This window comes from Bradyrhizobium sp. WSM1417 (assembly GCF_000515415.1).
In the GTDB taxonomy this organism is placed as follows: domain Bacteria; phylum Pseudomonadota; class Alphaproteobacteria; order Rhizobiales; family Xanthobacteraceae; genus Bradyrhizobium.
Map to the genome: position 1 here is coordinate 7505906 of NZ_KI911783.1, position 12496 is coordinate 7518401.

Genomic DNA, 12496 nt, shown 5'->3' on the forward strand with positions numbered 1-12496 from the left:
GAGCAAGTACGGATCGCCCAACTGATACCATCGTTTTGCCCGAACATGACGCCATCTGCTAAGTCTTGATTGATCTTGTCACGGCGCGAGCAACCGCAGCGGCGGTTTGGAAAGCTCGTCTCAAGATCAGTTTGAGCTTGTCCGGAGGTAGCAATTGTCATGCCGAAACCGGTCTCGAACCAGGAAGCCAATCTTCAGCGGGAATGCAGGTCTGGCCGGCGTTTAATGAGCGGGATTTAGACGCGGTTCATTCCGTCACCCGACTTGGGTCACGTTGTGTCGATCAACGATGACATGCAAAGATAGTATTCCACGTGTGGCGTGGCGAATGATCGAAAATGGGTGCCAAGGCGACGAAGTGGCCTGCGCGGAGTTGGGGGTCACCAAGTATGAAGTTGTTCTGACGCGGGCAGTGCCATGCATCCAGACTGTGCACTTTATGACCTTCACGAGTGCGACCGAACCGGGCGTGTTCGGCCATACGAGCGCCTCAACGATGAGATCAAGCGACGGACCGAGATGGTCGGCATCTTCCCCAACGAGGATGCTATCGTTCGCCTGGTCTGTGCAATCCTGAGCGAACAAAACGACACGGGCTGAGCTTTCCGGGGAAGCGATGCACTCACCATCGGCGGCAGCAGCACGATAGTGCGCTCATTACCTGACGTTGGAGACTATTACGACTGTGAGCAATACCCATCGTCGGCTTGCTCTTGGCGGCTAGTGTTCTGTCCCGTTAATTCACAGCATAGTAATTGCATCGGTTTGAGGTGTGCCGATCGAAGGAGATACCCGATGCGCACCGGACGCCCGGAGGCGATGCTGACGATTTCCGGCGATGAACGCACACAGCTCACGGCCATAACACCGCGGATTCCATCCTCCAGAAACTCACACGACCTTGTTGACGCATTTCCGGGACAGAACACTAGCTGACGCCGTCCGACTCGGCAGGATAGCGGCGGTGCTCCCTCGTCAGCTACGCCACGCCACCGACGCGATCCGAGCTGGTCTTGCGTCGAATCCAGCCCAGGCGGCGGATAGGTTAGGCTTGCCTATGTCGCTGGCAGATGCGCTGGTCGGTGGCGGACGGAGTCGACCCTCGCGGTTCGCCGGCAAGTGATGAGCAGCCGGAGATCGTGTGGTTTCTCGAGATAAGCGCCCCCGTTCGGAAAGGGATGGTGCCGAGCTACTCGAAGTAGTCCCTGCGAGCTCGTACATGGTGCTCTTCACATCAAGTGCCATGCCTCCGAATGCTCTTAGTTCCCGCGGGAAGTCCGATCAAGGCAAGCACTGTGAGCCAGCAGAGAACGATCATTCAGGAATTGACGACACAGTCGCTAAAAAGAAACGACGGCTAGACCCGCTTCCAGTAGTCCCGTGGTGTTTCCTCTGAATCGACACGTGACGCCGCCAATTGAACCGCCCGATCGTCCGGCTGTCTTACGCCGATCGCCTGAGAGGCCGCCTCCGGGGCGCTACTGTAGGATCACGAACCATCTTCAGCCCGACGATGAGGACTCCGTCATCTGGGAATAGTTCATTAGCACGAGCAATCAGCGAGCCATGATCTAGCGTACTGATTCCTTCGCCATTACGATTGGGCACTTCGGCAAACCCGCGAAGACTGCGGCAATAACGGTCAACGGCAGTCAAGGAACGCCTTTTTCAACGGAAGCACGAGTCGCGCGCTCGATGACACACTTGTCGTCCTGAGAGAGCGTATGGCGTCGAGGACTGCGATCAGCTGAGGCATCGGGTTCTCGATAGTTACGGAGTATGGTCAAAGCGCGACGCGTTCGAAGGCTTTTCTCGAGGAACTGATCAGCGTGAGCGACTCGGCGAAGAATTCGAGCATAGCACTCTGCGGTTTTGGGTGCCCATCTCCGGCGCCTAGCAGCTTGCTTGATCGCCTCGTCAATGAGCATCTCGTCATCCTACGAGGCGAGTAGGCGCCTGACAGGAGGTGGAGCACCGGGCTGACGATGATGACGCAGCCAGGGCAGAGCGAACCTCATGTGCCTGTCACTCGCGAAGAACTGTTTGACGTAATCGACCAGCGCGTCGTGATCGAGTGCAGCAATCCTCGTGCCGACCGCTCCGAGATGGTTCGCCAGTCTGCGCAGCGCCGCAAGATGTTCCGCCGCCGTGCTCAATCGCTGTATTCCTCGTCCAACGGCGGTCTGGATCGCCGCCTGGGCGAGGCTCAAGTCCTCGGGATGGGCCTGAGGATAACACCGTCGGGGGTCGATATCTGACACGGCGCCAATTGCGGACTCGGCCTGACGTTGCTGCACCTGCGGTTGCTGCGGCACGGCGGAGCAGGCCGCCTGCCACTCTGGCTCCGATGAGTTGAATTGGCTTGAGTGAAATGCATTGACTTTGCGCAGCTGCATGTGTCCCTCATACGTTTGCAGGTGACGTGAGCGCTAGCTTCAGTAATTATATGCTGCTCGGCTAGCTTATGGTTAGCAAGTGAGCCGACTTTCCGCTGCGGCTAGCCTGCCGAACTAAGCGACATCGAGTATAGCATGGGCACCATTGCGAGCGGCTATCAATTCGTTCACGGACGCGGAAGAGAGATTAAAAAAGGTATGAATGGACCGGGTCGAGGATCTTGGGTCGATGCAGCCGGTTTGATGGACACCGCCGCGGGCTAATCCAACCTTGCATTAGAACTCAAACCGAGATGGCGCATCGTTAAGACCGTTGGGTGGCCAATTGAACACTCAGTCTGGCATCGCTCCTCGTTCGATAAGTCCCCGGCGCCGTGGGCTCTGTCTCGAGTGACGAAAAGGAGCTCTCCATCGCCGGGTCGTCTTGCACTTTGCCTCGGCTGCTCTTGATGGAGACAATGCCATTGTCGGCCAGCGGTTGGAACTCGTCCCTGGCATACGGCGGTCCCGGTTGGGGTGCAGCAGCGCAACCGGCTTCCCGCCGCGCCAGATCGCCATTACGAGTGTATCCGCGACCAACCGGGCGATCATGCTCGCGTTCATCGACAGCCCATGACTAGCCAGCGACGAAGCTGCTCTTTCTCGCGATTAGAAATGCTGACAACCATTGGCGACGACCGGTTACATGACCGTGATGGCGAGTTTTGTCACCCCGTTCAGCGAGCGCGTGGCAAGCTCACCGGAGAGACCCGATGTGATCTGTTCGCTGACCTCGCAAACTTCTTACAGAGGCGCTACGACACAGAACTTCCGAGGTCCCCCACAACGGCGCCCCGCACCATTGGACGCTCCGCTGCTTAGATCCATAGATCAGAGTTCCTTCTCGTACAGCGGGCCGGCGTTCAAGGCACGCACCAAATTGTCGCATTTCTCGAGCTCCCGATATGCCTTACGTGCGGCGTCGGAGGCTTCCTGACGCGCCTGCCGAGCTTGTTCGGCTTCCGACAGTGCCTCCTCAAGGTGCCGCTCGAGCAGCCGTTCGTGGTCGTGCAGTGAGATCATCTTCGCCTTCGCCTCCTCAACATCCTTCAGAGCGACGGTTTTGCCGATCAACAAATCGTATATCTCGCGTTCCAGACGAGGGCGGTCTTGCCGCCATGTGCGGAGGATTGTCAGTGCCGCTTCGATAGCCGTGTCGCATTTGTCGATGGCTGACTGCCACACTCGTAGACTCTCGTCGGCCCGGTGATGCCGCAATTTCCTCAACTCAAGCAATTGATGTACGGCCTTCGGAGTTATGCCAGGCACGTGGCAAGCTCCTGAAGCATTGCGTCGAAGCCAATTTGTTCACATCTTGGCTGTCGCAGGAACGCCCGTATGTTCTCTATCTTGGCGATAGCCGTATCGGCGTGCGGATCGGCTCCTTTCTTGTACTCGCCGACCCGTATCAATAGTTCTACGTCGCGGTATTTCGCTAGCAGGGTCCGCAGCTCACCGGCTAACTTCTCATGCCGTGACGACACGATAGCACTCATAGCACGGCTGACGCTTTCCAGAATATCGATAGCGGGATAGTGGTTCGACGCCGCCAAGGCGCGTGAGAGCACAATGTGGCCATCCAGGATGGAACGGATTTCTTCGGCCAGTGGTTCGGCGACGTCATCGCCCTCCACAAGCACGGTGTAAAACGCGGTTATCGATCCACGATCGTTGTTGCCGGCGCGTTCCACGAGCTGCGGCAAGGTTGCAAACACCGAGGGCGGGAAACCACGCAGGGTGGCCGGTTCGCCGGCCGCCAGACCAATCTGCCTCTGGGCGCGCGCAAAGCGCGTTATCGAATCCATGAGGAGCAGCACACGCTGTCCCCGATCTCGATACCATTCTGCGATAGCCGTCGCCACGTAGGCCGCCTTCACCCGCTCCATCGCGGAACGATCAGAGGTCGCAACGACAAGAACTGAGCTCCGTCGCGCTTCTGAGCCGAGATCGAGTTCGATGAACTCCTTCACCTCTCGGCCACGCTCGCCAATCAGCGCTATCACTGTCACGTCAACCGCCGCGCTACGCACCAGCATCGACAGCAGTGTGCTCTTGCCGCCGCCTGCCGCGGCAAAGATGCCCATGCGCTGTCCTTCCCCGCACGTCAAAAGACCATCGATCGCCCGTATGCCGACTGGAAGAGCGCGATCAATTATGCGCCGCGTCAAGGGATCCGGTGCCTCGCTTTGGACTGGCACGCGGGCGTCTGGAAGCAGAGGCCCATGAGTGGATGTGTCGAGAGGACGGCCCAGACCGTCAAGTACCCGGCCAAGCAGGTTCCAGCCCGCGGGTGCCGTCAGAGGCTCTCCCATCGGAATCACCTCAGTGAGAGTAGAAAGCCCCTGTGTTTCGCCAAGCGGTGTTAGAATGGCGATGTCGTTCTGGAATCCGATGACTTCCGCGGACAATTCACAGTTGTTCTCGGGATTGCGGAGCGCGCACAGGTCGCCTATGCGGGCGCCAGGTGCCGTTGCACGGATAGTTGTCCCGACGATTTGAAGGACTCGGCCGCGGACGCGCATTGCCGACGTCTGCGCCACAACCGTGCGAGCAAGCTGGAACAAGCGATCGATGCCGTCGTGCGAAGAATAAATGGCGGTGACTGCCCTTGGCTGCTCGGGTTGCCCGGAAATCACGGTGCAAAGGCCTTTAGGCTGCTGCGCAGGCCGGCTTCGATCGCCGCTAATTGGCTTTCGATCGTGGCGTCGACCAGTCCAGCATCGGTCTCAAGGATGCAGCCGGCATCTTTGACACGCGGATCAGAAATTACTTCGACGACGGCGCGCGACGTCGCCGTCGAGAGCAGTTCGTCCAATTGTCTGCGAACTGTTTCGACATGCGCCGGTGCCACGCGTAAGCGGACGAGGGAGCTATGACCTGTGAATTTGAGGCTATTCAAAGCGATCCGCACCGCCGCATCATCCGGCCCGATGGTATCGATTACCCGACGTGCGATCTGTAGGCCCATGTCGACAATCCGCTCTTGATTCTCCTCCATGATCCGCAGAGACGCCACCGCGATCGCGGTCAAACGTTGTTCGATGGCCGCTTGCGCCGTTGTCAGCGCGGCTTCCTTGGCTGCCGTCTCGATCATCCCTGCGCTTTCGCGCGCCTCATCCACCAGCGCGTCCGCATCGCGTCGCGCCTGAGCGAGCAATTGCTCTGCGTCTACGATCGTCTGTGCGTTTTCTGCCGGCAGGACGCGCCCTGGGCCCAGGATCCGGACCCTGCCAGACGTCAGTTGAACCAATGCGACCATGTTGGCATCTTTTTGCGGGCCAGGCGCCGCATCGCACGAAAGGCATCTTCGCCGGCACTGTCGTCACGGCAGGCGTCCGCCACCACCATCCAGATCGCTGCAGGTCGGCGCAATCGTAGTCGGGCCCGCAGCCCATGTGGAATGGCGCCTATTGCGAGGCCGAACATCACCGCACCGCGGTAGAGGAATGCGTTAGGCCCAACCGGCATCTCGGAAACGCTAACCGCGGACATCAGTTCGGCGGTCGGTCGCGGTAGCAAGACGGCATGCGAAACGAATGCCAAGGCCTCTTCTCCGAGAACGGCGCGTGCCGCCAAAACATCGGCCATCCGAAGAAGGCCGATGAGGCTGGACACGCCGGTCCAAGCTCCAGCGAAGCAGATAAGGCGTGCAGCGTCCGGCGTCGGCAGAAATGCGAGCCGGCTTCGTGGTGCGTTGCCGGCCGAAATAATCGCCGACGCTTCACCACCTTGGCCGCGAAGCAGCCAACGTCCAAGCTTGACGCGAATAAACGGGTCGGACTGAGCAAGGTCCAGAGGCATCCATTCGGGCCAATCGGTTGCTATTGTATCATCGAAATTGGCCGCAGGATCGGCGATGCAGCGCATTATCGCTCCCGCCCACGACGTATCGAGCCATTCATCCTGCATTGTTGCTGAGCTCATTGCGAGCATAGTCGGATTGTTCGCTTCGCCGAAGTTCATGACGCTGCCATAGCGTTCCCATGGCTAAAGCGCCGCCGCCATATGAGACAGACGAGCACTGCGTTGCCAATCAGCGATGCCGCCATGCCGGCGACGAGGCCGATCAAGAGGCGCGATGAGTCGCTACGTTCGAACGCTCCGGCAGTCACTTCCGTTCGACGAAGCGTGGTATTGTCCTGATTTGCCTCTACAAGGGCAACTGAGACATGATCATAGGACAGGCCCTTCACGCTATTTGCGACCAGCTCCTTGATCTTCGGCACGACCTGATCGATCGGGGCACCGGGCTTGTGACGGACGAGCACAGCGGCAGTTGGCGGGGCGGGCGGACTACGATCGTCACTCGCACTTTCCGGCAACACCGCGTGGACCCGGGCATTGAGCACGCCGTCGATACTGGACAGAGTCTGCGAAAGCTCCTGTGTGACGCCATAAATGTAGCGCACACGCTCTTCTGTGTCCGATGAGATCATCCGGTCCTTCTTGAAGAGAGTGCCCAAATCGGCAAAATGATCGCGAGGCCACCCGGCGCTGTCCAACACAGCCATGGCAAGCGGCACGTCTTCTGTTGGCACCACGAGCGAGGTCGTGCCGCCGGTTTCGGCCGTCCGTTCCGCGTGGATGCCTTGTCGCATCAGCAATGCAAGCATTTCGTTCCCCTCGCGCGCTGAGAGGTTGCGATAGAGCTCAATCTTCGATCCGCAGCCGACCAGCATGAATAGCACCAGAAGTGCCACCGCCCGCTTCAATACAAGAACCACGCCCCGCATCACCGTGGCTCATTGGCCGCTCAGGAAAGTGTCGAGAGTGTGGGTCGCCTTCCCAACCACCTTGGTCACAATGTCGTATTGCAGGCCCATAGCTGACAGCTGGACCTGCGCATCGAGCCATTCAGCCGAGCGGATGCTGCCCGCGTTCATGCCTTCGGCGGCCCTGCGCACACCTTGCATGGATTCTGTAAAACCGGCGCTCAGTTTTTCCATGCCACTGAGGATATCATCGGATAAGCGAGGAACGAGCGCCCCCCCGCCCTCCTCCGCAAGCTCGCCTCCAGCCATGATCAGCGGTTCGTCAGCTCGCTGCGATGGCACAGGCGGCTCGAGTGCGGCTCGAAACGCCTCGACGGATTCAGCCGATACTTTCGATGTCACTGGCACCTCGACCGCCAAAAACGCTGACCCTGTTTGCGGGAGGATACTACCTACGCTGCTCATTAGATGTCCTTTCCTGTGGTATGGCTGGCTCGGTCTGGTCCAAGGCTGTGAGGAACCCCTCGAGGCCGGGCTCGCCGCTTGGCAGGCTCCTGAGCACAGTATCGCGTTCGCTTAGCCGTCCATTAAGCCCAAGAGCCAGGGCCTGAAATGCCATCCCATATGCATCATTTGCTTTGGCAAGAGGATCGAGGCGGTCCAGCGCTGCTGCAACATCGCCTGCCGTCAGATCTGCGACCGCATAAGCAATGACACACTCCCGGCTGCCCGGCGCAATGACCTCAAGTCCCTTCGCGATCCGCCTCGCCCTCACCACGTCGCTCGTGACACAAGCCAAGAATGCCGTCTCCGTGAGACGTCGCAGGAGGCGGGAGCGGCTGTCGGGCGTCGCACAAGTCGACAACAAAGACATAGATGCCGAATCCCTTTCCCTAACCGAGTCATGTGTCGTTTGCCGATCATCCATGTTATGTCCTGCCACCGACCTCCGCCGGGAAAACATCGCGCCTGAGCTCCGAAAGGGCGCACGCTCGCAACACGGCCCGTGACCAAGCACTCACCTCGCCACCACATGACAAGAGCGTCTGCCGAGTGGCGTTGCGCGCTGGAAGCGATCTATTCTCATGATGATCTAATTCGGCGTCTCGCTCGGCGCCAATACAATACGGGCATGGAGTCATAACGGTAGCCTATGGATAATGGCGCCCTCCGTCAGCCGCTCGGTCCGGCACAAAGTGTGAGCTGCTCGCGGCGTTTCGTCCAAGGCGACTGCAGAACCCGATCCGCCGTCACTGCGATCCTCAACGTTACCTGCTTAAGGCCAAACATGCATACGGCCCGGCGACGAGTTCTTGCCGAACGAGTCATTTAACGCAACGACACGCATTTCCGGATTAGCGCCCCCGTCTCAAGCGCTCGCGCGGAGACGCACCGATCCATCGCGGGCGACTATGCCTTCATAGCGATCAAGTATTTCGCGCCATGTGCCGCCTCTAGTAGTGATGCCTGTCGGTGGCCTTGAGCGGCCAGCCCCGAGAGCAGGTCGTTGCCCCTTGAGCGGGGCTAGTGGCGCAAGCGGTTTCGAATCCTGCAGGCGCTACAGTGTGTTGGCAAGGAGACCGTCTGGGAGGGTCAATGAACCTCGATGACACGATGGAGGCTGCACGACAGACCATCGCACAGATGGATTGTCTTTTGACGCGGGCTCGCGAACAACTTGGCCGTTGTGCTTGGCCGTCGGGCGACACCAGCATGAGTGCCGCTTCAATTTCTGCATTTGTCGCCGATCAGGACGAAGCATTTCAAAGGGCGTATGCGGACGAGCAGGCGGCGCTCAGTCACATCCTGCCAAGCCCCCAATCAATGTCGCATGGTCCAAGCACCAAGCCGGCTCCACGGAGAGTGTGACATGATGAGGATGGCGGACGGTGAGCTATTGAATGGTGGTGATGCGACACACACCGAACGGCTGGCACAGCTCGCCATCGACTTCGTGGCAGGGCGCGCGGACCTAGCTAGCGTCGTTGGGATCACGGATGATGAGCTTGAGGCCTTATATGTATTTGGCCACCGCTACTATTCTTGCGGCAAGTATGAGGAGGCCCGGAATTTCTTTCGCTTCTTGTGCCTACACCGGCACATCGACGCACGATTCTGGTTTGGTCTGGCTGCTACTAGTCAGATGCTTGGGGACCCAGAGAACGCCATGCACGCCTATCGGTTCGCCGGGCTCCTGGATAGTGACGATCCGCAGATGCCGCTTCGTGCGGCGGAATGTTTCATCAAACTCGATCATCCCACAGCGGCCATCACCGCACTCGAGAATAGCTTGGCGCTGAGTGTCGGAAGGCCCGAACACAAGGCTTTGGCCGGGCGTGGGCTGATGATGCTTAACCGCCTCAAATCCCAACTTGGGTCCGGCCATGGATAGAGTGAACATGTGGGCGCTGACGAGCAAAACACTCCCCGAAGTCGGAACGCTGCCTTTCAGTGCCTCCGCCACCGGGCTTTCGGGCAATGGCTGCAAGACTGACGCCAACTTGTTGCCGCAATCAGTTTTCGGAGAGGCTGTCGCGTCAGGTTCGATTCCAGGATTATCGGCACCACGTGCGCTCGACACGATTGACCTCCTTACCACGTTTCTGGCTCTGAAGACCAAGATGACCGATGGACAGGTTGCAGCCGGAATAGAGGACGCGCGACACTGGGGAGAGCAGCAAAGGCAGTTGCACGAGCAAACCTCTAAAAGCAACATTGAAGCGGCAAAAAGATCGGCAGAAGCAAAGAAGAGCTCCGGCATCATGAAGCTCTTCGGATGGCTAGCGGTCGGATTGACGGTCCTGGCGGCCGTTGCCACCGGCGGAACACTTGCAGTCATGGCGGCGGCAGTTGGCGTTGGAGTAGCGACTCTCATTGAGACGGGGCACATCGATAAGATGACGGCGGCAATTGTGAAGAGTCTCGAGAAAGACGGAGTCGAGGGCGGCAAGGCCAACACCTTGGGCGCGGTCATCACGATTGGAATCATATTCGCTATCTCGGTGCTAACGGTCGGCGCTGGCTTTGCTAATGCAGGTGCGAGTGGATTGCGTATCACCGCCTTGATACCGTCTAACTCTGTCAAGGCTGTTCAGATAGGCCAAAGAGTTTCGACGGCGGCTCGAGTCGGCGAGGCAGTGGCATCGCTGGGCGAGGCTGGCGCCGGCATCGCCAATGGCCTTCAGCAGAAGGAGGCAACAGACGCCCAGGCGGAAACGTTGGACATTAGCAGGTGCATTGCAAGATTGAGATCACTGCAAAGCGATGAAATGGACTTCATCAAGCAGCTGCTTCTCGACAGGACGATGACCACACGGAGGGTTGCCGAGGCCATTGAGGGGCAGAGTGTCTCCAACGCCAATCTCGTAAGGCATTTCGCCTGACAGGCTTGCGTGGGGCCACTTATCGAACCTAGGGAATGTAGCGATGGTATTTGCGATTGAACCTGAAACGACCGTTGGCGGGTACGACCTGCTGGATGCTGCCGTGCATCAACAGCCTCCGTGGGTGCCGACCTCTGCTACGGTCCGCGGCAGAAACGTGCCAGAAGGCGAGATCCCACGCCCTCTTGCAGATCCCGTTGAGGGGACGCGGGGTTGGGGATCAGTTGGCGTACCGGATCTAGCGGACGTTGTGATCCACGAGAAGCTTTCCAATGTCCAGGTCAAGCTGAAGGACTTTGTTACGGGGAACGACATATCAGCGGTCGCGGCGCTTATCGTTCGGCTCAATGCGGAGTTCCGCGAGGCGGCGAGGTCGGACCGGTCGGCTGCGCTTGATGACGAGATTGCTGCGCAGGAAGCTGCTGCCAAGGCGCTTCGCAATTCAGGGCTATGCCAGTTATTTGGCGCAATAGCCACCTCTGGCGGCGGGATGTTAGGTGCCGGCGTGAACCTCAAGGGCGCTCGCCAGATTCAATCCCGCTTCGACGAGCTGTACAAGGCCAAGATCCAGACGCCGCTCTCGAAGTCTAGCGTGGAGACGCCAGCCCCGAACAGCCCTTCAGGTCAAGCGCAGCGCTTTGACAAACAAGGCGAGCCGGAGCTCTACGACAAGCCTCACGACAAAGCGCAATGTACCCAAGCACCGGAGCGCGACGCGCGGCCCTTGGAAGATAACATCGAGATGACCCGTCTTCATGGGAGCAAAACATCAAGCAGCAATACACCTAGCGACCCGCTTAGGCTGGACACGCCCCATAGCATGACGGATCCACTTGAGTTTACGCGCGTTGTCCAGGCACAGACAGCAGCCCAGCAGGCGGCCATGAGATGGAATGGCATGGGCACAATCGCAACAGAAGCCTTTAAACTTCCGGGAGCCGGTCTGAACATGGGCGCGACGCACTACCAGGAGGAGAAGGCGAAGCTGGAGGCGCGCGGCACCAAGGCGCGGGCGCAGATGGAGGAAGAGAGGGAATTCATGGCAAGCTATGAGTCGGCGATTCAGGATTTTCTCGGCAAGCTTGCAGAAATTCGTCGCGCCGATACCGAGGCGAGAAGCAAGATTGTCTATATGGCTTGAGTGCATCGTTTGGACAAAAAAACTTCTTAGTTTGAGAATGACGTAAGATGATCAAGGCAATGTCTGGATACCAGACCTATGCGTGGGCCAACAGCGCAGGAAATGTTCTGCCGGGTGGCCTGTCTTTGGGCTCGATTATGACGCTGGTTCTGATGCAACGGCATGACATTTACCAGAATCAAATCCGATCTCAAACCGACGATATGCAGGCGCGCAACAATTTGCTGAGAGAAATGAATAAGGCGTTGGCTGCCCTGCGGACCAATCGACCTACCGATGGAAAGTCGGTTAGAGACTACGGCAGCTTCGTCGATTGGGAGGGCAAGACTCAGGATGTGTTTGATTGGATGCAGGCAAACGGCATCGCCATGGAGTCGGAGAATTCCGACAAGAAAGGTGTGCAGTCGCAGTTCGACGCTGCCATCACCAACCTTAAGGCGGCGATTGACAGCGACAATAGCGAAGGGCAGGTGGCGTTGATTTTTATGCAAGGGCAGCTTGATAAGCTCAATCAGGTTGCAGCACTGATGTCTAACCTTCTTGCGAAAGATGAAAAGATCAAGGAGATCATTATTGGCAACTTTCGTTGAGGGGGGCCGCACCAGTAAATAGTGCAAGACGGGGTCCTCATCCCTGTTCTACCCAACTGTCCTCACACAGTTGCAATGAGCACAGGCGCAGCGGTGGATGGAATGTTGAATAGATGCGTATTCTTTCTCGGCAACGCTGCTTCCTCGATGCCTAGCAGGATTTTGCTAACGCTCCTTTGTCTACTGCTTACGCGATGTACCGGCTCCGACTCGATTGCTGAACGCGGTGTTCTGC

12 protein-coding genes and 1 pseudogene are annotated in these 12496 nt (G+C 58.5%); 6 read left to right on the forward strand and 7 right to left on the reverse strand.

The annotated features are described in order from the left end of the window. Positions 1–477 precede the first annotated feature (477 nt). Positions 478–591: pseudogene (locus BRA1417_RS41415) on the forward strand (transposase); the annotation flags it as partial. A gap of 1346 nt (positions 592–1937) precedes the next feature. On the opposite strand, the gene BRA1417_RS41420 reads toward BRA1417_RS41415, so the two are convergent. The 7 genes from BRA1417_RS41420 to BRA1417_RS0136725 all read right to left on the reverse strand — a co-directional run bounded on the left by BRA1417_RS41420 (position 1938) and on the right by BRA1417_RS0136725 (position 7549). Further along, positions 1938–2396 (reverse strand): hypothetical protein, encoded by a 459-nt coding sequence (locus BRA1417_RS41420; RefSeq protein ID WP_035969047.1) that lies wholly within the window; start codon positions 2394–2396, stop codon positions 1938–1940. 870 nt (positions 2397–3266) lie between these two features. Next, positions 3267–3704, reverse strand: coding sequence for a YscO family type III secretion system apparatus protein (locus tag BRA1417_RS0136700; protein WP_084462397.1), 438 nt, complete (start codon positions 3702–3704; stop codon positions 3267–3269). Further along, positions 3692–5071, reverse strand: a complete 1380-nt coding sequence (sctN, locus tag BRA1417_RS0136705) for a type III secretion system ATPase SctN (protein ID WP_305728111.1) — start codon at positions 5069–5071, stop codon at positions 3692–3694. The genes BRA1417_RS0136700 and sctN overlap by 13 nt, the downstream gene beginning before the upstream one ends. Next, on the reverse strand, positions 5068–5694 hold the full coding sequence (locus tag BRA1417_RS0136710; protein WP_027520082.1) for a FliH/SctL family protein: 627 nt from the start codon (positions 5692–5694) through the stop codon (positions 5068–5070). The genes sctN and BRA1417_RS0136710 overlap by 4 nt, the downstream gene beginning before the upstream one ends. Then, positions 5673–6398 carry a hypothetical protein gene (locus BRA1417_RS0136715; RefSeq protein ID WP_027520083.1) on the reverse strand — a complete coding sequence of 242 codons (726 nt, stop codon included), beginning with the start codon at positions 6396–6398 and terminating at the stop codon, positions 5673–5675. The genes BRA1417_RS0136710 and BRA1417_RS0136715 overlap by 22 nt, the downstream gene beginning before the upstream one ends. Then, positions 6395–7168 (reverse strand): type III secretion system inner membrane ring lipoprotein SctJ, encoded by a 774-nt coding sequence (gene sctJ, locus BRA1417_RS0136720; RefSeq protein WP_027520084.1) that lies wholly within the window; start codon positions 7166–7168, stop codon positions 6395–6397. Before sctJ ends, BRA1417_RS0136715 begins: the two co-directional genes overlap by 4 nt. Before the next feature lie 9 nt (positions 7169–7177). Next, the gene (locus BRA1417_RS0136725; RefSeq protein WP_198034890.1) at positions 7178–7549 is read right to left on the reverse strand and encodes an EscI/YscI/HrpB family type III secretion system inner rod protein; all 372 of its coding nucleotides are present in this window, start codon (positions 7547–7549) and stop codon (positions 7178–7180) included. Positions 7550–8743: 1194 nt separating this feature from the next. Between BRA1417_RS0136725 and BRA1417_RS45155 the strand changes: the two genes are divergently transcribed. Genes BRA1417_RS45155 through BRA1417_RS0136750 form a run of 5 tightly spaced genes read left to right on the forward strand, consistent with a single transcriptional unit; the run spans position 8744 to position 12261 of the window. Further along, positions 8744–9016: a hypothetical protein gene (locus BRA1417_RS45155; protein ID WP_198034891.1), complete on the forward strand. Its 273-nt coding sequence runs from the start codon at positions 8744–8746 to the stop codon at positions 9014–9016. Between the two features lies 1 nt (position 9017). Next, on the forward strand, positions 9018–9539 hold the full coding sequence (locus BRA1417_RS0136735) for a SycD/LcrH family type III secretion system chaperone (protein ID WP_198034892.1): 522 nt from the start codon (positions 9018–9020) through the stop codon (positions 9537–9539). A 7-nt stretch (positions 9540–9546) separates the two neighbouring features. Then, on the forward strand, positions 9547–10530 hold the full coding sequence (locus tag BRA1417_RS0136740; RefSeq protein ID WP_156949077.1) for a hypothetical protein: 984 nt from the start codon (positions 9547–9549) through the stop codon (positions 10528–10530). A gap of 43 nt (positions 10531–10573) precedes the next feature. Continuing rightward, positions 10574–11671, forward strand: a complete 1098-nt coding sequence (locus BRA1417_RS0136745; protein WP_027520089.1) for a hypothetical protein — start codon at positions 10574–10576, stop codon at positions 11669–11671. A gap of 47 nt (positions 11672–11718) precedes the next feature. Next, on the forward strand, positions 11719–12261 hold the full coding sequence (locus BRA1417_RS0136750) for a hypothetical protein (protein ID WP_027520090.1): 543 nt from the start codon (positions 11719–11721) through the stop codon (positions 12259–12261). The last annotated feature ends 235 nt before the right edge of the window (positions 12262–12496 follow it).

Bases quoted from the DNA above. Each gene is read 5' to 3' on its own strand.
- BRA1417_RS41420 (WP_035969047.1), bottom strand. From the start codon at position 2,396: ATGCAGCTGCGCAAAGTCAATGCATTTCACTCAAGCCAATTCAACTCA.
- BRA1417_RS0136710 (WP_027520082.1), bottom strand. From the start codon at position 5,694: ATGGTCGCATTGGTTCAACTGACGTCTGGCAGGGTCCGGATCCTGGGC.
- BRA1417_RS0136715 (WP_027520083.1), bottom strand. From the start codon at position 6,398: ATGAACTTCGGCGAAGCGAACAATCCGACTATGCTCGCAATGAGCTCA.
- sctJ (WP_027520084.1), bottom strand. From the start codon at position 7,168: ATGCGGGGCGTGGTTCTTGTATTGAAGCGGGCGGTGGCACTTCTGGTG.
- BRA1417_RS45155 (WP_198034891.1), top strand. From the start codon at position 8,744: ATGAACCTCGATGACACGATGGAGGCTGCACGACAGACCATCGCACAG.
- BRA1417_RS0136735 (WP_198034892.1), top strand. From the start codon at position 9,018: ATGATGAGGATGGCGGACGGTGAGCTATTGAATGGTGGTGATGCGACA.
- BRA1417_RS0136740 (WP_156949077.1), top strand. From the start codon at position 9,547: ATGTGGGCGCTGACGAGCAAAACACTCCCCGAAGTCGGAACGCTGCCT.
- BRA1417_RS0136745 (WP_027520089.1), top strand. From the start codon at position 10,574: ATGGTATTTGCGATTGAACCTGAAACGACCGTTGGCGGGTACGACCTG.
- BRA1417_RS0136750 (WP_027520090.1), top strand. From the start codon at position 11,719: ATGATCAAGGCAATGTCTGGATACCAGACCTATGCGTGGGCCAACAGC.